Source organism: Janibacter sp. LM (assembly GCF_039631275.1).
Classification (GTDB): Bacteria; Actinomycetota; Actinomycetes; order Actinomycetales; family Dermatophilaceae; genus Janibacter; species Janibacter terrae.
The window spans coordinates 1-19,562 of record NZ_JBDIVG010000024.1; the positions used below are offsets into that span (position 1 = coordinate 1).

Sequence of the window (19,562 nt, forward strand, 5' to 3'; positions counted from 1 at the left end):
ACACCAAGACCAACCCGCCGAAGCTCGACGCCTGCTCCTGACGGTGAGCGGTCGGGGTGGGCCGGGCGGCCCACCCCGACCGCCGGGACGACGACGCATGCGCACAAGGAGTAGTGGATGAACGAGCTCTTCCAGCAGTTCGACGTGTGGGGGGCCTTCTGGCTCACCATCAGGCTGGCCCTGTTCTCCCTCGTCGGGGCACTGGTCATCGGCACGGTCGTGGCGATCATGCGCGTGAGCCCGGTGGGCATCTTCCGCTTCGTGGGGGCGGCATACGTCAACATCGTCCGCAACACCCCGCTGACGCTGATCCTCACCTTCACGATCCTCGTCATGCTCTACGACCTCGGCATCAACCTCGCGGACGAGTCGAGCCCCACGTCGATCACGGACAACGGGGTGCGCTGGGCCATCGTCGGTCTGGCCGCCTACCACGCGGCCTTCGTGTGCGAGGCGCTGCGCAGCGGCATCAACACCGTCCCACCGGGCCAGGCCGAGGCGGCCCGCTCGCTGGGGCTGGGCTTCGCGCAGAACCTGCGCCACGTGGTCCTCCCCCAGGCCGTGCGCGGTGCCATCGCCCCGCTCGCCTCGGTGATCATCGCGCTCATCAAGAACACGACGGTCGCCGCCGCCATCGGCGTCGCCGAGACCGCCGCGCTGATGAGCTCGGCCATCGAGCTGCGCGCCGACCTCAACTACCTGACCTTCGCCCTCGTGGCCGGGTTCTTCCTGCTCCTCACCCTGCCGATCGGCATCGGGATGACGAGCCTCTCGCGGCGTCTGGCGGTCAAGCGATGAGCACGAGCACCGTCCTCTTCGACAACCCCGGGCCCCGGGCGCGGGTCCGCTACCGCATCGTCGCCCTCCTCGGCCTGCTCGTCGCCGCCGGCATCCTCTGGGTCGTCGTCGGCAAGCTCAACGAGTACGACGAGTTCTCCGGGGCCAAGTGGTCGCCGATGCTCGAGTGGTCCACGTGGCGCTACTACCTGCTCCTGGGCCTGTGGAACACGCTCAAGGCAGCCGGCCTCTCGGTCGTCGGAGCCACGCTCTTCGGGCTGGTCTTCGGCACCGGCCGGCTCTCCGGCAACCGCGTCATCCGCTGGGTCAGCGGGGCGGTGGTCGAGTTCTTCCGGGCCATCCCCGTGCTGATCATGATGATCTTCTTCTTCGGCATCTACGCCTACAACGGCGTCTTCTCCGCCGACCTCAACCCGCTCGCCGCCGTCGTGACCGCGCTGACCCTCTACAACGGCTCGGTCATGGCCGAGCTGCTCCGCTCCGGCGTCCACTCGCTGCCGTCCGGGCAGAGCGAGGCCGGACTGTCCGTCGGTCTCTCGCGTGGCCAGGTCCTGCGCTCGATCCAGATCCCGCAGGCCGTCACGGCCATGCTCCCGGCCCTCGTCAGCCAGCTCGTCGTCATCCTCAAGGACACGGCGCTCGGCACGGTCATCACCTACCCCGAGCTGCTGCAGCAGGGGCAGAACCTCTCCTCGTTGCACTCCAACATCTTCGCCGCGCTCGTCGTCGTGGCGATCATGTTCATCGTCGTCAACTGGGCGCTCACCTCCCTCGCCGGTCTCCTCGAGCGGCGCATCAACCGTCGCGGGCGCACCGCCGGTGACGCGATCGCGGCCGCGCCGACGGTCCCGGGAGCGGAGGACTGACCCGGATCCGGGCATGACGAAGGGGGCCGCGCCAAGGAGGGAGCGCGGCCCCCTTCGTCATGGGGGTGGGCGGGTCTGCTCAGCCGACCTTGTGCAGCCAGCGGACCGGCGCGCCGTCGCCGGCGTGACGGAAGGGCTCGAGCTCGGCGTCCCAGGGATCGCCGAGCAGCTCGCCGAGCATGTCCTCGACGGCCTCGCCGGCGCCCTGGGCGAGGGTCATGACCTCACGCAGACGGTTCTCGTGGAGGACGACATCGCCGGACGCGGAGATCGTCGCGTGGTGGATGCCGAGGGTGGGGGTGTGGCTCCACCGGGACCCGTCGAGGCCCGGCGTGGACTCCTCGGTCACCTCGTAGCGCACGCCCTCCCAGCCGCGGAGGGCAGAGGCGAGCTTGGCGCCGGTGCCGGGCTCTCCCGTCCAGGAGAACTCGGCACGCTTGAGAGACCGGCCGATCGTCTGATCGGTCCAGTCCAGTGACACAGCCTGACCCAGCACGGCCTCGAGCGCCCACGTGATGTGGGGGCACAGGGCCGTAGGGGTGCTGTGGATGAACACCACCCCGCGGGTGCTGACGCGCTTTCCTGCAGACATCCTGATCCTCCTTGAGTGCGATGGACGTCTTCCCCAACGCCAGGCACTCACCCGGAGGACCGAACGGCTGCGCGCTACTGCTTGTCGCGGTGTGCTGCTCGAGCGATATGTGCACGCGGACGTGCTTGTGACGGCCATTGTGCCCCATGGATCACAGGAGCACCAGCCCTCACCTGCGCCTCACCCTCACCACGGGTTGCCGTGCCGCGCGCGGTACTCTCACGCCGACGCCTCAGGGCGCACGGGGCGGTAGCTCAGTCGGTCAGAGCATCGGACTCATAATCCGCCGGTCCTGGGTTCAAGCCCCAGTCGCCCCACCCGTTCGCCCCTCGCTCAGCGCGCGTCATGGGTGATGACGAGCCACCAGCCCGAGCCGCCGCCCAGACGCGATGCGTCCGAGCGCGACGACAGGTCCAGGGCGCGTCGGACGCGCGAGTCGTGGACGGTCAGCTTCGTCGTGTTGCCGCCCCCGGAGGGGCCGGCCGAGATGCCCCGGGCGACGGCGGCCTCGTCGGGCGTCACCTCGATCGAGATGACGGGGTCGGAGGCGTGGTCGACGACGACGCGACCCCGGGCGTCCACGTGCGTGCCCCAGACGCCGCTGCAACCACTGCCGCTCCCACGGTCCAACCGAGGGGCGCGCGCCTGCGCGTCCCACTCGATGTGGCAGGCGATGACCTCGACCTGCGCGGGCGCGATGGCCGCAGGTCGGTTCGTCGACATCGCGTGCGACCCGGCTGCCCCACCGACGAGGCCGACGGCAACCAGGGCCGCGGCACCGGCGAGGCGCCTCACGACAGCACCCGTGTCGAGCTGAACCAGATGTTCGACGAGGCACCGGCCGCCCTGCTGTAGTCGGTGCTGCGGCCCAGGTGCAGGCGCCGCTTCAGGCGCGTGTCGTAGAGGCTCACCGTGGCGTACCGCGACGTGCCGTCGATGCCCGCCGCGATCCCGCGACCGGTGAGCGTCTCGTCCGACCCGGCGGACAGGCCAACCGTGCGCCCCTGTTCGCTGAAGTGGATCTGCAGCCGTCCCATGCCCGTGATGTTGACGCTCTTCACCCCGACGCACGTGTGCGTGTGGTTGGCGTGCACCCGCGGCCCGTACGAGTACAGCCGGATCACGCACCCACCCACGTCGATCGACGACTGCACGCGGGTGACGTTCGCCGCCTCGGCAGGCGCACTCTGCACGACAGCGGCGCCACCGGTGACCCCGATCGCCAAGCCCACGGCCAGCACCGCGGTGCCCACACTCCTGGAACCCATGTCCATCCTCCCCGTCCTCGGCCGGCTCCTTGCCGGTACCGCCATCCCATCGGCCGGTCGTGAAGCGATCATGAGATCCGGGTGAGGGCTCCTTCATGGGGCTGGCCCCGGGCGCGCCTGCGCAGGGGTTGTCACCGCACGGTCCTAGGCTGTGGATCGCCGGGGGGAGACGGTTTCCCAGCGGCGCTCCCTTCGCCACTCCCAGAGGACCCTCATGCTCAAGCGCGTCGCGGCTGCTGCCGCTCTCTCCCTCGTCCCGACCGTCATGGTCGCCGCCCCCTCGCAGGCCGCGTACTCCTGCTCGATCAGCGTGCCGAGCAAGGTGTCCGTCACGAGCACCTACCGGGCGATCACCGCCAAGTTCAGTGCTGGGTGCCTGGGGTACACCGAGTCCGCGTGGTGGGACATCATGCACCCGACCCAGGGCTGGGAAGGTGCCTTCAACTTCGACGGCGCCAGCAGCGACGTCGAGGACTGGTACGACTGGTCCCCGCTCGGGACCTACACGATCCGTCCCGACTTCGCGTACGACTACAACTACAACGACGTCCACCAGAACACCCGCACGATGACCGTCCGCCTCGGGTCCCGGACCGCGGCCAGCAGCTCGCGCAGCGGTCGCTACGTCACGGTCAGGGCGACCGCGACCCGCTACTCCCCCAGCGCCGGGACCTACCGCGCCTGGTCGGGCGCCAAGGTCTCCCTGCGGCAGAAGTCCTGCTCGTCGTGCTCGTGGAAGTGGGTCAGGTCCGGCACCACCGACCGCTACGGCCGGGTCTCCCTCAAGGCCTACGCCTCCACCACCCGCTACTGGCAGATCGCGACCGTCGACACCTCCAACACCTGGGGCAAGGCCTCGACGACGCTCAAGCGCTGACGCGCGGCGGACTCCCCCTTCGTCATGGCCGTGGGCCTGAGAGGATGGACCGATCGACGAAGGGGGATGACGTGCGCCGTGCCCGGGTGGTGACCGCAACCGCGCTCGGCGCTGCCCTGCTGAGCGCGTGCGTGCGCCCGGTCGACGTCGAGCCGACCGGACCGACGACCCCCGTGGTGTCGACCCAGACGCCCGCGAGCACCTCGTCCTCGAGCGGCACCTCATCCCCCTCCCTGCACGAGACCGACCTGCCGAGCACGCTGCGCGTGGCGATCTCCTTCGACCAACCAGGGGTCGGGCTGCGCGAGGGGGACACGTACTCGGGCCTGGACGTCGATGTCGCGCGCTACATCGCCCGCCACCTGGGCATCGACCGGATCAGCTTCGTCGAGGGCAAGACCGATCAGCGCGAGACGCTGCTCGCGACCGGCCAGGCCGACCTCGTGCTCTCCTCGTACTCGATCACGCCCGAGCGCAGGGACGAGGTGACCTTCGCCGGCCCCTACCTCACGACCGGGCAGGACCTGCTCGTCTCCTCCCGCAGCACGATCCGCTCCCCCGGACAGCTGCGCGGCTTCACCGTCTGCAGCGTGCAGGGGTCCACGTCGACGAGCGAGCTCGTCGACGACCACCCCGGTCTGCACCTGACCGTCCAGCCGCGCGTGTCCGACTGCGTCAAGCTGCTCGAGGAGGGCAAGGTCAAGGCCGTGACCTCCGACGCGGCGATCCTCGCGGGTTTCGCCAGGCGCTCGCGTGCCCCCGACAAGCTGCGCCTCAGCGGGCACAGCTTCGCCCGTGAGCGGTGGGGCGTCGCGATGCGCCCGGCCGACAGCGCGCTGTGCGAGGACGTGAGCGCGGCGCTGGAGGACATGGTCGACTCCGGCGCCTGGAAGAAGGCCGTGCGCAGCAACCTCGCGACGTCGATGCTGCCGACGTCCACGCTCCGGCCACCGAAGCTGCAGGACTGCCCTCCCCCGCCGGCGAGCGAGAGCTCCTCGTCGAGCGTGACCTCCGGGACGAGCTAGCTGACTCACACCACGTCGGGACCGGCCGCCAGGTCGGCGACGTCCAGGACGGGGATCTCACGCGAGGTCCGAGCACATGAAAAGGGCCCCGGGCCAGGCACACAGCCTGTCCGGGGCCCTCATCGGGCTCCCCCACTTGGACTCGAACCAAGAACCCTCCGATTAACAGTCGAATGCTCTGCCAATTGAGCTATGGGGGACCGCGCCGAAGCGCTGCGCCACCATAGCAAGAACTCAGCGCGGGACGTAATCGGGATCAGGGCTCGCGACCGACCTGCTCGGCGAGCCGCGCGGCGGCCGCCTCGGTGGCCGCGACGAGCTCCGGGTCGTCGGGGTCGCAGCGGGGGCCGACGATCGTCTGGGCGAGGATCCGGTCGGTCGCGAGGTCCTTGCGCAGCACCACGCGCGCTCGTCGCGTGCGGTCCAGGACGACCTCCTCGACGAGCACGATGCTGGCCTGCACCCGCTCGTGGAAGGCGTCCGGGACGCCCCCCGCCTCGGTGAGCACCCACCGCCCCGCGGGCGCGTGGTCGACCCACGTCACCGACAGGGTGTCGGTCCCGGGGTCCCACCGCCCGCGGTCGACGAGGTGCCAGGCACGCCCTTCGTCCGTCTCGCCGGGGACGAGGAGCCGGTGCGACGTGAGCACGAGCGTCGACTCCCCGGCCCGGGCGGTCGCGAGCACCCGCTCGCCGCGCGCGAGCGCCACGTCGTCGGGCACGGGGACGGCGCGCTCGCGCCGCCAGCGGAACCGGCTCACTGGACCGCCTCCCTCAGGGCGGCGCGCTGCCGCTCGAGCGTCTGCAGGGCCAGGGACAGCTCGCGCAGTGCGCCCTGGTCCGCGGACGGGTCGGCGGCGAGGCGTCGCATCTGCGACATCGCGTCGGAGATGCGGCGACTGATCGAGACCTCGCGCACGCGCACGAGCAGCGATCGGGTGTAGCTCGGTGGGGGCATGCCGGTCGACTGGTCGTGGACGACGGGAAGGGGGGCGACCGACAGCTCGGCGACGAGCGAGGTCACGGCGAGCGGCGTCGCCTCGTCGATCCGGGCGTGCCACGACGAGAGCGTCACGCCCTGCTCGAGCGGCCCGACCTCGCGGATCGCGTCGAAGACCGACCGGTGGGCCGGCGCGGTGAAGCTCTCCGGCTCGATGGCGTCGAGGTCCTCGGGGCTGAACATCTGCGGGTGCTGGAGCAGCGACTGGAGCAGCTGCCGCTCGGCCATGACGATCGGGTCGCGCAGGTTGGGCGCCGGGATGCCGGAGGAGGCCTCGCCCCGGGTCGGCTCGGGGGTCTCCGGGTTGGCGCGGGAGTCCCCCTTCGCGTCCTCGCGTGCCTGCAGGCGACCGGCCCGGTCGACCGCGCTGCGCATCTGGTCCACCTCGACGCCGACCCAGCCGGCGACCGTGCGCACGTACTCGGGGCGGAGGGAGGTGTCGCGGATGCTGTTGATGACGGGCGCGACGGCGCGCATCCCCTGCACCCGCCCCTCGGCGGTCGAGAGGTCGAAGCGCGCGAGGAGCGTCCGCACGGCGAACTCGAACATCGGCACCGCGTCCTCGACGAGCTCGCGGACGGCGGTGTCGCCCTCGCGCAGGCGCAGGTCGCACGGGTCCATGCCGTCCTTGGCCACCGCGACGAAGCTCTGGCTGGCCCACTTGTCGTCCTGGGCGTAGGCGGCCATCGCGGCCTTCTGCCCGGCCGCGTCACCGTCGAAGGTGAAGATGACCTTGGCGGGTGCGAGGTCCTCCTCGTCCCGCACGATGCGCCGGATGACCTTGATGTGGTCCGCCCCGAAGGAGGTGCCGCAGGTCGCGACGGCGCCCTCGACCCCGGACAGGTGCGCGGCCATGACGTCGCTGTACCCCTCGACGACGACGACGCGACGCTCGTCCCGGATGGCCTTCTTCGCCAGGTCGAGGCCGTAGAGGACGTTGGACTTCTTGTAGATCGGCGTCTCGGTGGTGTTGAGGTACTTCGCGCCGATGCGGTCGTTGTCCCACAGCCGCCGCGCGCCGAACCCGATGGTGTCGCCGGTGATGTCGCGGATCGGCCAGACGAGCCGGCCGCGGAAGCGGTCGTAGAGCCCGCGCGAGCCGCGCCCGCACAGGCCACCGATCGTCAGCTCCTCGTCGCTGAAGCCCTTGCCGCGCAGGTGGCGGGCGAGCTCCTCGCCGGAGCGGGGCGCGTAGCCGATGCCGAAGAGCTTGGCCTCGGGCGAGGCGAACCCCCGCTCCCGCAGGAAGTCCCGGCCGATGCGCGCCTCGGGCGTCTCGAGCAGCCGGGAGTGGTAGAACTCTGCCGCAGCGCGGTGCGCCTCGATGAGCCGCGAGCGCTTGCCGAGCCCCACCCCGTCGCGGGGGCCGCCGCCCTCCTCGTAGCGCAGCTCCATCCCGAGCTTGCCGGCGAGCCGCTCGACGGCCTCGGCGAAGGTCAGGTGGTCGAGCTTCTGCACGAAGGAGATGACGTCACCGCCCTCGCCGCAGCCGAAGCAGTGGTACGCGCCGACGGTCTCGCGGACGGTGAAGCTCGGCGTCTTCTCGTCGTGGAAGGGGCACAGGCCCTTCATCGAGCCGATGCCGGCGGCGCGCAGGTTGACGTGCTCACGGACGACGTCGGTGATCGAGGAGCGCTCCTTGACCGCCTGCACGTCCTCGGCACGGATCCGTCCCGCCACGGCCACCTCCTGGTCTCGCCCTCGTGGCCTCCGAGTCTAGGTGCCTGTGGCGGCCGGGCCGGGGCCGGTCACCAGGGGACGGCGCGCAGCCCGTCGACGAAGGGGGTGAACCCGTCCGTGACGCGGGTCAGGCCGGCCCACGACGGCCCGTCGGCGGACTCCTCCTCGTGCGCCCAGGACCACACGGACCCGGCGTGCTCGCCCGCCAGGGCGAGGCAGACGAGGTCGCCGGCGTCGTTGGTCGCGATCGGGGTGACCTCGGGCGGCAGCCGCCGGTCGTACACACCGCGGGCCCCGCCGAGGTCGAGCTCGCGGTCCGCCACCCCGAGCCCGAAGAAGATCGTGACCACGGGGTGGGTGCGCTCCTCGACCGAGAGGTCGTCGGTGCCGTACTTGAGGTCGTCCTCGGTGACGCCACCACCGTTGCCCTGCAACCACGCCCGGTAGTCGGCAGGCAACGGCACGCCGAGGGCGGCCTCGAGGGCGCGCAGGCTCGACTCGTCGGGTGCTGGGTAGCTGGTGCGGAAGTCCATCAGTCGCTCGTCTCGGCTCCGTCGTGCTTGTGCAGTGACCGGCCCCCAGCATGCTTGACCGCGGCGTGGAGGTCACGCGGGACGAGGACGAGCTCACCGCGCCCGCTCTCGGGGTCGTAGGCGTGCGTGTGGTGCCAGACCCAGTCCTCCTGGAGCGCCTTGGCCTCGTCCTTGTCGATGCCGGCCGCCTCGTAGGCGAGCCGGATGTCCTTGCTCGAGGTCTCGGTGAGCTCGATGAGCACCGGCCCGTGCTCCTCGTTGACGTAGGGGTAGAAGTCCGGGAAGCCGAACTCGTCGATCTCCACCCCGTCGGGGTAGCGCTCCTGCAGCTCCTCGCTCCACTGGGGGCCGTCGTACGTCCGCCCCGCGAAGTCGTTGTTCGGCACGGCCCGCCCGCTGACGATCGCCGTCCCCTCCTCCGGGTCGATGTCCCATGCCGGGTTGACGCCGTCGGTGTGCTCCGCCCGCCACCGCTCCGCCTCCCCCTCGGTCATCTGGCCGGTCCCGGGGTCCGGCGCCCCCGCCATGACGGTCCGCGGGGCGGGGTTGGTGTCCGCCGCGGACGTCTTGGTCGACGAAGGGGGCGCCCCGCCCCCTTCGCCCGACGTCGCGTCCTGCGACTCGGCACCCCGGTGCAACGCGGCGACGACCTCGTGCAGGGTCCGGGCCGCATCCGTCAGCCGCGGGCTGAGGTCGTCCCACTCCGAGAGCAGCGCCTCGGTGTCACCCCCCTGCCAGGCCCCGCGCAGGACCAGGGAGCTCGCCTGCCCGGAGGTCCGCAGGTCCTCGACCGTGCGGGCCTGCGCGCGCAGGGTCGCCGCGACCTCCCGGACCCGCGCGGGGTCCATCGCGTGGGTGAGCATCACGTGCTTCTCCTGCCGGTGGCGTCTCGGTCGCACCGACCCTGTCAGCAGCCCCCGAGGAGCGGGAATGGGGAGGACTCCCCTGTCACCCGGGGTTCACCCGGCGGCTGCTCAGCAGTGCGCGGCGTGCAGCGCGAGCGCGCGCACGTCGGTCAGGCCGGCCACCTGGTCGACGACGACACGCAGCCGGGCGGCGTCGTCGGGGGCGGCCTCGAGGTCGGGGCGCAGGTCGGCGTCCAGGCGCGCCTCGGGGTCGGCCGTGAACCACTGGACGAGGTCGGCCACGACACGGCGCTGGTGGGCGTACTCGTCGTCCCGCTCCCCCGAGAACATGACGAAGTGGGCGGCGACCGCCTTGAGCACGGCCACCTCGGCGCGCGACTCGTCCGGCACGACGAGGCGGGCATCGTAGCGGCCGAGGTCGCCCGGGCCGTGGACCGCGCGCGTCGCCGCCTCGGCGGCGTGGACGAAGCGCCCGATGACCCGTGAGGTCATGTCCTTCAGCCCCGCGAGGGCGACCCGGGACCCGTCGTAGTCCGTGGGGACCGCGCCCGTGGCGAGCAGGCGTTCGAGGCCCGCGCCCACGGCGTCCCAACCCAGGTCCGGGGCGAAGTGGGTCGCGGCGACCGAGAGCACGGCCTCGGCGTCGCTGCCGTCGCGCAGCCGCCGCAGGTCGAGCCGGCCCGAGGCGACCGCGTCCTCGACGTCGTGGACGGAGTACGCCACGTCGTCCGACCAGTCCATGACGTCGGCCTCGAGGCAGCGCACGACACCGCCGGGCCCCCCTTCGCGCATCCACTCGAAGACCGCCACGTCGTCCTCGTACACGCCGAACTTGGGTGTGGGAGCAGGCCCGTGACCGCGCCGCCACGGGTACTTGGTCGCCGCGTCGAGGCTCGCGCGGGTGAGGTTGAGGCCGGCCGGGCGACCGTCGGGGTGGACCCGCTTGGGCTCGAGCCGGGTGAGGATCCGCAGGGTCTGCGCATTGCCCTCGAACCCGCCGATCCCGGCCGCGACCTCGTCCAGCGCCGTCTCCCCGTTGTGCCCGAAGGGGGGATGCCCGAGGTCGTGCGCGAGGCAGGCGACCTCGACGACGTCGGCCCGGCAGCCGAGGGCCCCCCCGAACTCGCGGCCGATCTGCGCGACCTCGAGGCTGTGCGTGAGCCGGTTGCGGACGAAGTCGTCGCTGCCGGGCCCGAGCACCTGCGTCTTGGCGGAGAGACGGCGCAGGGCGGCCGAGTGGATGAGACGACCCCGGTCGCGCGCGAAGTCGTCACGGTCGGCCCGCTTGTGCACCGGGTCCTCGGAGACCCACCGCTCCCGGTCGCTGCTCTCGCTCACGCTGGCGAGCCTACGACGGGCGACGCGCACTCCACCCTGCGGAACGCCGCCTTCGTCATCGCACCGGTGGGGCTAGCGTCGCGGGGACACTGCCGACACACCCCGGAGGCTCCATGTTCCGCAAGATCCTCGTCGCCAACCGAGGCGAGATCGCCATCCGTGCCTTCCGCGCGGCCACCGAGCTCGACGCGACCACCGTCGCCGTCTACCCGGTCGAGGACCGCATGTCGGAGCACCGGATGAAGGCCGACGAGGCCTACGTCATCGGCGAGGCCGGTCACCCCGTCCGCGCCTACCTCGACCCGCAGGAGATCGTGCGGGTCGCCCGCGAGGCCGGCGCCGACGCCGTCTACCCGGGCTACGGGTTCCTCTCCGAGAACCCCCAGCTCGCCGAGGAGTGCGCCCGCCACGGCATCACCTTCATCGGCCCGCCGGCGGAGGTCCTCGAGCTCACCGGCAACAAGGCCCGCGCGATCGCCGCGGCGAAGGCCGCCGGCCTGCCGACCCTCGTCGGCGCCGACGCGACGACCGACCTCGACGCCCTCGAGGCCGCGGCCGAGGAGATCGGCTTCCCCGTCTTCGTCAAGGCCGTGAGCGGTGGCGGCGGGCGCGGCATGCGCCGGGTGGGACGACGGGAGGACCTGCGCGCCGCGCTCGAGGCGGCCCAGCGCGAGGCCGAGTCCGCCTTCGGCGACCCCACGCTCTACCTCGAGGAGGCCGTGGTCAACCCGCGCCACATCGAGGTCCAGGTCGTCGGCGACGCCGCCGGCGAGGTGCTGCACTTCTTCGAGCGCGACTGCTCGGTGCAGCGCCGCCACCAGAAGGTCGTCGAGATCGCCCCGGCCCCCAACCTCGACCCGGACCTGCGTGCGCGGATGTGCGCCGACGCGGTCGCCTTCGCCCGGTCGATCGGCTACGTCAACGCCGGCACCGTGGAGTTCCTCCTCGGCGAGGACGGCCGCTACGTCTTCATCGAGATGAACCCCCGCATCCAGGTCGAGCACACGGTCACCGAGGAGGTCACCGAGGTCGACCTCGTCGTCATGCAGATGCAGATCGCCGCCGGCGCCACGCTCGCCGGGCTCGGGCACCGGCAGGAGGACATCGGCACGCACGGCTTCGCGCTGCAGTGCCGCATCACCACCGAGGACCCGGCCAACGGCTTCCGCCCCGACTCGGGCACCATCTCGGCCTACCGCTCCGCCGGCGGGTCCGGCGTCCGGCTCGACGGTGGCACGACCTTCGTCGGCGCCGAGGTGAGCGCCCACTTCGACTCCATGCTCGTCAAGCTCACCTGCCGCGCCGCGACCTTCCCGCTCGCGGTCCGTCGCGCCCGCCGGGCGCTCGCCGAGTTCCGCGTGCGCGGCGTGGCGACCAACCTCCCCTTCCTCGAGGCCGTGCTCGCCGACCCGGCCTTCCAGGAGGGACGCGTCACGACGAGCTTCATCGACGAGCGCCCCCACCTCGTCGACGCGCCCGTCGGCAAGGACCGGGCCACCAAGCTGCTCACCTACCTGGCCGACGTCACCGTCAACCGCCCGCACGGCCCCCGGACGAGCGACCTGCGCCCGCGCACCAAGCTGCCCGAGCTGCCGGCCGGCGACCGGCCCGAAGGCAGCCGCGACCGCCTCCTGCGCCTCGGCCCGGCCGGCTTCGCCACCGACCTGCGCGAGCGCACCGATGTCCAGGTCACCGACACGACCTTCCGCGACGCCCACCAGTCGCTCCTCGCGACCCGCGTGCGCACCCGCGACCTGCTCCACGTCGCCGAGCACGTCTCCCGCCTCACCCCGCAGCTGCTCTCGGTCGAGGCGTGGGGCGGGGCGACCTACGACGTCGCCCTGCGCTTCCTCCACGAGGACCCGTGGGAGCGGCTCGCGGCCCTGCACGAGGCCATGCCCAACATCGCGCTGCAGATGCTCCTGCGCGGTCGCAACACCGTCGGCTACACGCCCTACCCCACGACGGTCACCGATGCCTTCGTCGCCGAGGCGGCGCGCAGCGGCCTGTCGGTCTTCCGCATCTTCGACTCGCTCAACGACGTGAGCCAGATGCGCCCGGCGGTCGAGTCGGTCCTCGCCACCGACACGGCCGTGGCCGAGGTCGCCCTGTGCTACACCGGCAACCTGCTCGACCCGGGCGAGCGGCTCTACACACTCGACTACTACCTGCGCCTCGCGGAGCAGATCGTCGACACCGGCGCGCACGTCCTCGCGATCAAGGACATGGCCGGCCTCCTGCGGGCGCCGGCCGCCGCCACCCTCGTGCGGGCGCTGCGGGAGCGCTTCGACCTGCCCGTCCACCTGCACACGCACGACACCGCGGGCGGCCAGATCGGCACCCTCCTCGCGGCGATCGACGCGGGCGTCGACGCGGTCGACGCCGCGAGCGCGACGATGGCCGGCACGACCTCGCAGCCCTCGCTCTCCGCCCTCGTCGGCGCGACCGACGGCACCGACCGGCCGACCGGCCTGGACATCGAGCAGGTCTTCGCCCTCGAGCCGTACTGGGAGGGGGTGCGCCGCCTCTACGCCCCCTTCGAGTCCGGCCTGGCCTCCCCCACCGGGCGGGTCTACCGCCACGAGATCCCGGGCGGCCAGCTGTCCAACCTGCGCCAGCAGGCGATCGCCCTCGGCCTCGGCGACCGGTTCGAGGAGGTCGAGGACATGTACGCCGCGGCCAACGCCATGCTCGGCAACATCGTCAAGGTGACGCCGAGCAGCAAGGTCGTCGGTGACCTCGCGCTCGCCCTCGTCGGCCTCGGCGCCGACCCGGCCGAGTTCGAGGCCGACCCGGCCCGCTTCGACATCCCGGACTCGGTCATCGGCTTCCTCCGCGGCGACCTCGGCGACCCGCCCGGCGGCTGGCCCGAGCCCTTCCGCAGCAAGGCGCTCGAGGGCCGCCGTGAGCAGCCCCCGACCGCTGAGCTGACCCCAGAGCAGGAGCAGGCCCTGCGGGAGCACCCGCGCGAGACCCTCAACGAGCTGCTCTTCCCCGGACCGACCGACGAGATGCGCACGGCGCGAGCCACCTTCGGCGACACCTCGGTCCTCGACACGGGCCTCTTCCTCCACGGCCTGGAGCAGGGCGAGGAGCACGACGTGGAGATCGAGCCGGGCAAGACGCTGACCTTCGGCCTGTCCTCGGTCAGCGAGCCCGACGAGCAGGGCATGCGCACCGTCATGGGCACGGTCAACGGTCAGCTGCGCCCGGTCCAGGTCCGCGACCGCACGGTCGAGGCGGACGTCGTCGCCGCGGAGAAGGCCGACCCGAGCGCCGCCGGTCACGTCGCGGCCCCCTTCGCCGGGGTCGTGACGCTCCAGGTCGCCGAGGGCGACGAGGTCGCGGCGGGGGCCACGGTCGCGACGATCGAGGCGATGAAGATGGAGGCCGCGATCACCACCCCGCAGGCCGGCACCGTCACGCGCCTGGCGATCGGTGGTCGCCAGCAGGTCGAAGGGGGCGACCTGCTCGTCGTCGTGGGGTGAGGGTCAGCCGCCGTCGGCGACCGACTGCTCGGCGGCGGCGACCTGCGCCCGCTGGGCCTCGTCGAGCTCCTGCGAGGCGAGCCAGTTCTCCGGCAGGGCGACGACGCGGGCGGAGCCGGCGCGGCCGCGCTGGCCCTCCGCGGCCTCGCCCGGCCAGGGACTGGTGGGGTCCATCGTCGCGATGAGCCGGTCGAGGGCGGCGAGCGAGTCGACGAGCGCGAGCTGGTTGCGCACGGTCGAGCCGGCCGGGAAGCCCTTGAGGTACCAGGCGATGTGCTTGCGGATGTCGCGGCAGGCGCGCAGCTCGTCGCCGTCGTAGAAGTCGGTGAGCAGCTCGGCGTGCCGGCGCAGGGTCGCGGTGACCTCCCCGAGGGTCGGGCGCACCCGCACCTGCGTGCCGGCGAAGGCGGCCGAGAGGTCGGCGAAGAGCCAGGGCCGGCCGAGGCACCCCCGCCCGACGACGACCCCGTCGCAGCCGGTCTCCTCGACCATGCGCAGCGCGTCCTCGGCCGACCAGATGTCGCCGTTGCCGAGAACCGGGACGGAGGTCACGGTCTCCTTCAGGAGCCGGATGTGTCCCCAGTCCGCCTGCCCGGAGTAGGCCTGGCTCGCGGTGCGCGCGTGCAACGACACGGCCGCGACGCCCTCCTCGACGGCGGCGGTCGCGGCCTCGAGGTAGGTGTGGTGCTCGGCGTCGATCCCGACGCGCATCTTCACGGTGACGGGGATCTCCCCCTTCGCCCCCTCGGTGACCGCGGCGGCGACGATCGCGCGGAAGAGGTCGCGCTTCCACGGCAGCGCCGCGCCGCCACCCTTGCGGGTGACCTTGGGGACCGGGCAGCCGAAGTTGAGGTCGATGTGGTCGGCGCGCTCCTCCGTGACGAGCATCCGCACGGCGGCGGCCGTCGTCGCCGGGTCGACGCTGTAGAGCTGCACGCTGCGGGGGCGCTCGTCCCCGTCGTGCTCGATGAGGCGCATCGACTCCGGCGTGCGCTCGACGAGGGCGCGCGAGGTGACCATCTCGTTGACGTAGAGGCTGCTCGCGCCCGTCAGGCCGCTCGCGGCGAGCCCTGCGTCGCCCGCCTCGCGGCACAGCCGACGGAAGGCGCGGTTGGTGATGCCGGCCATGGGGGCGAGGACGACCGGTGAGTCGATGACGTGGCGGCCGATGCGAAGGGGAGGCAGCACGCGCTCCCCCGTGGTCGCCGGGGTGGTGGGATCAAGGGTCTGGGTGCTCATCGCGCCTCCCAGTGTCGCACCGCGGGCACGAGCAGGGACAATCGCACACATGGACTCCCCGGCCACATCCCGACCCAACCTCGAGAAGTTCGCCTGGCTCTCGATCGCCGCGGCCGTGGCGACCATCGCCCTCAAGACGGGCGCCTGGTACATCACCGACTCCGTCGGCCTGCTCGCCGACGCCGCCGAGTCCATCGTCAACCTCGTCGCGGCGATCGCCGTGCTGATCGCGCTGCGCGTGGCCGCGCGGGCCGCCGACGACAACCACCACTACGGTCACAGCAAGGCCGAGTACTTCTCCGCCGCGATCGAGGGCGGGATGATCTTCGTCGCCGCGACCTTCATCATCTGGCAGTCGATCGCGCGCCTGCTCGACCCGCAGCCGATCAGCCAGGCCGGCATCGGCCTGACCATCTCGGTGGTCGCCTCGGTCATCAACGGCGCCGTCGCCCTGGTGCTCCTGCGCGCCGGGCGCGAGCACCGGTCGATCACCCTGCGGGCGGACGGGCAGCACCTGCTCACCGACGTGTGGACCTCCGTCGGCGTGCTCGTCGGCGTGCTCCTCGTCGTGGTCACCGGGATCGAGCAGCTCGACCCGATCGTCGCGCTGCTCGTCGGTGCCAACATCATCTGGACCGGGTGGAAGCTCCTCGACGAGTCCGGACGCGGCCTGATGGACGAGGCGCTCGACCCCGAGGTCAACGCCGCCCTCGCCGCCGTGCTGGAGGCCCAGCGCACCGCTGAGATCGACTTCCACGGCCTGCGCACCCGCGGCGCCGGCCACCTGTCCTTCGCGGAGGTGCACGTCCTCGTCCCCGGCGCGTGGTCGGTGCGCCGCGCCCACGACGTGGTCGAGGACCTCGAGCAGGTCCTCCACCGGGACTTCCCCGACCTCGAGGTCACCACCCACATCGAGCCGCGCGAGGACCCGCGCGCCTACCACGACTTCGGCGACTACGAGATCCCCATCGCCCCCCTGCACCCCCACCCCGAGGAGACCCCATGAGCGCCCTGATCACCGCCGCCGACCTGCAGCACGAGCTGGGTGACGACGACCTCGTCGTGCTCGACGTGCAGTACACGCTCGACGGGCAGGGTCCGGCGCTGTACGCCCAGGGCCACGTGCCGGGCGCTCCCTTCGTCGACCTCGACGCGGTCCTCGCCGGACCGCCCGGGGACGGCGGGCGCCACCCCCTCCCCGACGTCGCGGTCCTGCAGGAGGGCCTGCGCGCCGCCGGGATCGGCGACGACACGCGGGTCGTCGTCTACGACCAGGCGACCTCCCTCGGTGCCGCCCGCGCGTGGTGGGTCCTGCGGTGGGCGGGGATCGAGGACGTCCGGGTCCTCGACGGCGGCCTCGCCGCCTGGCGCGCCGCCGGCGGTGCCGTGAGCACCGAGCCGGTCACGCCGGAGCCCGGCGAGGTCCACCTCGAGGGCGACGAGCTCGTCGCCCTCGACGCCGAGGACGCGGCCGCGACCGCCAAGCTCGGCGTGCTCGTCGACGCCCGCTCCCCCGAGCGGTTCCGAGGGGAGAGCGAGCCGATCGACCCCGTCGCCGGCCACATCCCCGGAGCGGTCAACGTGCCGATGTCCGAGCTCGTCACCGACGACGGACGACTGCGCCCGGCGGCGCAGCTGCGGGAGCGCTTCGCCCGGGAGGGCATCGACGAGGTGACGGTCGTCGGCACCTACTGCGGCTCCGGCGTCACCGCGGCGCACACCGCCCTGGCGCTGCACGAGGCGGGCGTCGAGGCCGACGTCTACGTCGGCAGCTGGAGCGAGTGGATCACCGACCCGTCCCGCGAGATCGCGACCGGCGCTCAGTAGTCGGGCAGGGCGGCCACGAAGTCGCAGATCGCCTGCGCCACCGGCGCCGGGTGCGTCATCGGGGCGAAGTGCGTCGCGCCGTGCACGCGGACGACCTGCAGGTCCCGCCGCAGGCGACGGGCCGCGGCCTCGCCGACGCGGAACTGGTCGTACTCGCCGTTGATCGCGAGCACCGGCACGTCGACGTCCCGCAGCGAGGCGAGGTCGACCTCGTTGATGACCGCGTCCCAGGCGTCGGGGATCGCGGCGAGCCCCCGTCCCCGCTGGAGGACGGCCTGCGCGGTGCGCGGGCCGATGATCCGGCGCAGGGACGCCGCGTCGGTCTCCTCGATGCGCCCGACGCGCCGCTCGTCCCCGAGGCCGGCGCGCAAGGCGCTGCCGAAGGCGCGGTAGATGCCCGCGAGCCGCGAGGACGGCTGCGCGGTCGAGCCCAGGAGCACCAGCCCCGAGAGGACGTGGTGGTGGCGCGCCGCCCACTCCATCGAGACGTACCCGCCGAGGCTGTGCCCGGCGAGGACGACCCGGTGCGCCTGCGGGTCGAGCGCGGCGACGGCGTCGGTGACCGCGTCGAGCGCCGCCCCCATCGTGAAGGCGTCCGCCCGCCGCAGCCCGTGCCCGGGCAGGTCGAGGTGGTCGCAGACGACCCGGCCGAGGAGGGCCTCCTCCAGCGGGATCCACGCGGCGGCGTTGAGCCGGCTGCCGTGGACGAGCAGGAGGCGAAGGGGGGCTCCCCGCCCGGTCATCCCCGTCAGGCTCCGAGGAGTCTGGGCGCGAGGAAGGACTCGACCTGGTCGATGGAGATGCGCTGCTGCTCCATCGAGTCCCGCTCGCGGATGGTCACCGCGTCGTCCTCGAGGGTGTCGAAGTCGACCGTGATGCAGAAGGGCGTCCCGATCTCGTCCTGGCGGCGGTAGCGCTTGCCGATGGCCTGCGCGTCGTCGAAGTCGACGTTCCAGCTCTTGCGCAGCTGCGCGGCGAGGTCGCGCGCCTTGGGCGAGAGGTCCGCGTTGCGCGACAGCGGGAGGACGGCCGCCTTGACGGGAGCCAGCCGGTGGTCGAGGCGCAGGACGGTGCGCTTGTCCACGCCCCCCTTCGCGTTGGGGGCCTCGTCCTCGGCGTACGCGTCGACGAGGAAGGTCATGATCGAGCGCGACAGCCCCGCCGCCGGCTCGATGACGTACGGCGTGTACCGCTCGTTGTTGGCCTGGTCGAAGAAGACGAGGTCCGTGCCGGAGTGCTTGCTGTGGCTGGTCAGGTCGAAGTCCGTGCGGTTGGCGATGCCCTCGAGCTCACCCCACTCGCTGCCGGCGAAGTTGAAGCGGTACTCGATGTCGACGGTCCGCTTGGAGTAGTGGGACAGCTTCTCCTGCGCGTGCTCGTAGTGGCGCAGGTTCTCCGGCTTGATGCCGAGGTCGGTGTACCAGCGGGTGCGCTCGTCGATCCAGTACTGGTGCCACTCCTCGTCCTCGCCCGGCTTGACGAAGAACTCCATCTCCATCTGCTCGAACTCGCGGGTGCGGAAGATGAAGTTGCCCGGTGTGATCTCGTTGCGGAAGGACTTGCCGGTCTGCGCGATGCCGAAGGGAGGCTTCTTGCGCGAGGTCTGCAGGACGTTGTTGAAGTTGATGAAGATGCCCTGGGCGGTCTCGGGGCGCAGGTAGTGCAGCCCGGACTCGTCCTCGATGACCCCGAGGTGCGTCTTGAGCATCATGTTGAACTCGCGGGCCTCGGTCCACCGGCCGCGGGTGCCGCAGTCCGGGCAGACGATCTCGCTCGTGGGGATGGAGTCGGGGTCGACCTCCTGACCCTTCTTCGCCGCCTTGTCCGCGATCGCCTCCTGCAGGTGGTCCAGGCGGTGGCGCTTGTGGCAGTTGAGGCACTCGGTGAGCGGGTCGGTGAAGGTCCCGACGTGTCCGGAGGCCACCCAGGTCTCGCGCGGCAGGATGATCGAGGAGTCGAGGCCGACGACGTCGTCGCGGCCGGTGACCATCGACCTCCACCACTGGCGCTTGATGTTCTCCTTGAGCTCGACCCCGAGCGGTCCGTAGTCCCACGCGGAGCGCGTGCCTCCGTAGATCTCGCCACAGGGGAAGACGAAACCCCTGCGCTTGCAGAGGTTGACGACGGTGTCGACGGTGGAGGTCTGCTTGGCCATGGGACAGAGGC

18 protein-coding genes and 2 tRNA genes are annotated in these 19,562 nt (G+C 72.1%); 8 read left to right on the forward strand and 12 right to left on the reverse strand.

The genetic code is table 11. The features are described 5' to 3' along the window. The first annotated feature begins 117 nt into the window (after nucleotides 1–117). Both ABC138_RS13020 and ABC138_RS13025 read left to right on the forward strand, forming a co-directional pair. Nucleotides 118–798, forward strand: a complete 681-nt coding sequence (locus ABC138_RS13020; RefSeq protein WP_345913951.1) for an amino acid ABC transporter permease — start codon at nucleotides 118–120, stop codon at nucleotides 796–798. Next, nucleotides 795–1,664 (forward strand): amino acid ABC transporter permease, encoded by an 870-nt coding sequence (locus ABC138_RS13025; protein WP_068323167.1) that lies wholly within the window; start codon nucleotides 795–797, stop codon nucleotides 1,662–1,664. The genes ABC138_RS13020 and ABC138_RS13025 overlap by 4 nt, the downstream gene beginning before the upstream one ends. A 79-nt stretch (nucleotides 1,665–1,743) precedes the next feature. Here the strand turns inward: ABC138_RS13025 and ABC138_RS13030 are convergent, their stop codons facing one another. Further along, on the reverse strand, nucleotides 1,744–2,256 hold the full coding sequence (locus ABC138_RS13030) for a DUF3145 domain-containing protein (RefSeq protein ID WP_068423564.1): 513 nt from the start codon (nucleotides 2,254–2,256) through the stop codon (nucleotides 1,744–1,746). 243 nt (nucleotides 2,257–2,499) lie between these two features. On the opposite strand from ABC138_RS13030, the gene ABC138_RS13035 reads away from it, so the two are divergent. Next, nucleotides 2,500–2,573: transfer RNA gene (locus tag ABC138_RS13035), tRNA-Ile, on the forward strand. A 16-nt stretch (nucleotides 2,574–2,589) separates the two neighbouring features. Here ABC138_RS13035 and ABC138_RS13040 read toward each other — a convergent pair. Together ABC138_RS13040 and ABC138_RS13045 are read right to left on the reverse strand one after the other, a co-directional pair. After that, the gene (locus ABC138_RS13040; protein ID WP_345913952.1) at nucleotides 2,590–3,051 is read right to left on the reverse strand and encodes a hypothetical protein; all 462 of its coding nucleotides are present in this window, start codon (nucleotides 3,049–3,051) and stop codon (nucleotides 2,590–2,592) included. Further along, on the reverse strand, nucleotides 3,048–3,524 hold the full coding sequence (locus ABC138_RS13045) for a hypothetical protein (protein WP_345913953.1): 477 nt from the start codon (nucleotides 3,522–3,524) through the stop codon (nucleotides 3,048–3,050). Before ABC138_RS13045 ends, ABC138_RS13040 begins: the two co-directional genes overlap by 4 nt. 214 nt (nucleotides 3,525–3,738) lie before the next feature. Here ABC138_RS13045 and ABC138_RS13050 point away from each other — a divergent pair, with 214 nt between their 5' ends. Both ABC138_RS13050 and ABC138_RS13055 read left to right on the forward strand, forming a co-directional pair. Continuing rightward, nucleotides 3,739–4,401, forward strand: a complete 663-nt coding sequence (locus tag ABC138_RS13050) for a hypothetical protein (RefSeq protein ID WP_345913955.1) — start codon at nucleotides 3,739–3,741, stop codon at nucleotides 4,399–4,401. Nucleotides 4,402–4,445: 44 nt separating this feature from the next. Next, entirely contained in the window at nucleotides 4,446–5,426 is a 981-nt protein-coding gene (locus ABC138_RS13055; RefSeq protein ID WP_345913956.1) for a transporter substrate-binding domain-containing protein, read from the forward strand. Between the two features lie 127 nt (nucleotides 5,427–5,553). Here ABC138_RS13055 and ABC138_RS13060 read toward each other — a convergent pair. From ABC138_RS13060 to ABC138_RS13085, 6 genes are all read right to left on the reverse strand, one after another. Beyond that, nucleotides 5,554–5,626, reverse strand: a tRNA-Asn gene (locus ABC138_RS13060). A gap of 56 nt (nucleotides 5,627–5,682) precedes the next feature. Beyond that, nucleotides 5,683–6,186 (reverse strand): hypothetical protein, encoded by a 504-nt coding sequence (locus tag ABC138_RS13065; RefSeq protein WP_068323148.1) that lies wholly within the window; start codon nucleotides 6,184–6,186, stop codon nucleotides 5,683–5,685. Continuing rightward, nucleotides 6,183–8,105, reverse strand: coding sequence for a DNA primase (gene dnaG / locus ABC138_RS13070; protein WP_068323145.1), 1,923 nt, complete (start codon nucleotides 8,103–8,105; stop codon nucleotides 6,183–6,185). Before dnaG ends, ABC138_RS13065 begins: the two co-directional genes overlap by 4 nt. Before the next feature lie 68 nt (nucleotides 8,106–8,173). Then, the gene (locus ABC138_RS13075; protein ID WP_068423552.1) at nucleotides 8,174–8,638 is read right to left on the reverse strand and encodes an SMI1/KNR4 family protein; all 465 of its coding nucleotides are present in this window, start codon (nucleotides 8,636–8,638) and stop codon (nucleotides 8,174–8,176) included. After that, on the reverse strand, nucleotides 8,638–9,501 hold the full coding sequence (locus ABC138_RS13080) for a WXG100 family type VII secretion target (RefSeq protein WP_245634758.1): 864 nt from the start codon (nucleotides 9,499–9,501) through the stop codon (nucleotides 8,638–8,640). Before ABC138_RS13080 ends, ABC138_RS13075 begins: the two co-directional genes overlap by 1 nt. A gap of 111 nt (nucleotides 9,502–9,612) precedes the next feature. Next, the gene (locus ABC138_RS13085; protein WP_345913957.1) at nucleotides 9,613–10,842 is read right to left on the reverse strand and encodes a deoxyguanosinetriphosphate triphosphohydrolase; all 1,230 of its coding nucleotides are present in this window, start codon (nucleotides 10,840–10,842) and stop codon (nucleotides 9,613–9,615) included. 113 nt (nucleotides 10,843–10,955) lie between these two features. On the opposite strand from ABC138_RS13085, the gene ABC138_RS13090 reads away from it, so the two are divergent. Continuing rightward, complete coding sequence (locus ABC138_RS13090; protein ID WP_345913958.1) at nucleotides 10,956–14,330, forward strand: pyruvate carboxylase; 3,375 nt, start codon at nucleotides 10,956–10,958, stop codon at nucleotides 14,328–14,330. A gap of 3 nt (nucleotides 14,331–14,333) precedes the next feature. Here ABC138_RS13090 and dusB read toward each other — a convergent pair whose 3' ends face one another. Next, on the reverse strand, nucleotides 14,334–15,569 hold the full coding sequence (dusB, locus tag ABC138_RS13095) for a tRNA dihydrouridine synthase DusB (protein ID WP_345913959.1): 1,236 nt from the start codon (nucleotides 15,567–15,569) through the stop codon (nucleotides 14,334–14,336). A gap of 49 nt (nucleotides 15,570–15,618) precedes the next feature. Here dusB and ABC138_RS13100 point away from each other — a divergent pair, with 49 nt between their 5' ends. Continuing rightward, nucleotides 15,619–16,575: a cation diffusion facilitator family transporter gene (locus ABC138_RS13100; protein ID WP_169701831.1), complete on the forward strand. Its 957-nt coding sequence runs from the start codon at nucleotides 15,619–15,621 to the stop codon at nucleotides 16,573–16,575. Further along, entirely contained in the window at nucleotides 16,572–17,396 is an 825-nt protein-coding gene (locus ABC138_RS13105) for a sulfurtransferase (RefSeq protein ID WP_068323123.1), read from the forward strand. The genes ABC138_RS13100 and ABC138_RS13105 overlap by 4 nt, the downstream gene beginning before the upstream one ends. Here the strand turns inward: ABC138_RS13105 and ABC138_RS13110 are convergent. Then, on the reverse strand, nucleotides 17,390–18,139 hold the full coding sequence (locus ABC138_RS13110) for an alpha/beta hydrolase (protein ID WP_345913960.1): 750 nt from the start codon (nucleotides 18,137–18,139) through the stop codon (nucleotides 17,390–17,392). The two genes, ABC138_RS13105 and ABC138_RS13110, sit on opposite strands and share 7 nt — an antisense overlap. A gap of 5 nt (nucleotides 18,140–18,144) precedes the next feature. Further along, entirely contained in the window at nucleotides 18,145–19,551 is a 1,407-nt protein-coding gene (locus ABC138_RS13115; protein ID WP_068323117.1) for a glycine--tRNA ligase, read from the reverse strand. Nucleotides 19,552–19,562: the final 11 nt, after the last annotated feature.

Bases quoted from the DNA above. Each gene is read 5' to 3' on its own strand.
- ABC138_RS13105 (WP_068323123.1), top strand. From the start codon at position 16,572: ATGAGCGCCCTGATCACCGCCGCCGACCTGCAGCACGAGCTGGGTGAC.
- ABC138_RS13115 (WP_068323117.1), bottom strand. From the start codon at position 19,551: ATGGCCAAGCAGACCTCCACCGTCGACACCGTCGTCAACCTCTGCAAG.
- ABC138_RS13075 (WP_068423552.1), bottom strand. From the start codon at position 8,638: ATGGACTTCCGCACCAGCTACCCAGCACCCGACGAGTCGAGCCTGCGC.
- ABC138_RS13100 (WP_169701831.1), top strand. From the start codon at position 15,619: ATGGACTCCCCGGCCACATCCCGACCCAACCTCGAGAAGTTCGCCTGG.
- ABC138_RS13055 (WP_345913956.1), top strand. From the start codon at position 4,446: ATGGACCGATCGACGAAGGGGGATGACGTGCGCCGTGCCCGGGTGGTG.
- ABC138_RS13025 (WP_068323167.1), top strand. From the start codon at position 795: ATGAGCACGAGCACCGTCCTCTTCGACAACCCCGGGCCCCGGGCGCGG.
- dusB (WP_345913959.1), bottom strand. From the start codon at position 15,569: ATGAGCACCCAGACCCTTGATCCCACCACCCCGGCGACCACGGGGGAG.
- ABC138_RS13110 (WP_345913960.1), bottom strand. From the start codon at position 18,139: ATGACCGGGCGGGGAGCCCCCCTTCGCCTCCTGCTCGTCCACGGCAGC.
- ABC138_RS13020 (WP_345913951.1), top strand. From the start codon at position 118: ATGAACGAGCTCTTCCAGCAGTTCGACGTGTGGGGGGCCTTCTGGCTC.
- ABC138_RS13030 (WP_068423564.1), bottom strand. From the start codon at position 2,256: ATGTCTGCAGGAAAGCGCGTCAGCACCCGCGGGGTGGTGTTCATCCAC.
- ABC138_RS13080 (WP_245634758.1), bottom strand. From the start codon at position 9,501: ATGCTCACCCACGCGATGGACCCCGCGCGGGTCCGGGAGGTCGCGGCG.
- ABC138_RS13090 (WP_345913958.1), top strand. From the start codon at position 10,956: ATGTTCCGCAAGATCCTCGTCGCCAACCGAGGCGAGATCGCCATCCGT.
- ABC138_RS13050 (WP_345913955.1), top strand. From the start codon at position 3,739: ATGCTCAAGCGCGTCGCGGCTGCTGCCGCTCTCTCCCTCGTCCCGACC.
- ABC138_RS13045 (WP_345913953.1), bottom strand. From the start codon at position 3,524: ATGGGTTCCAGGAGTGTGGGCACCGCGGTGCTGGCCGTGGGCTTGGCG.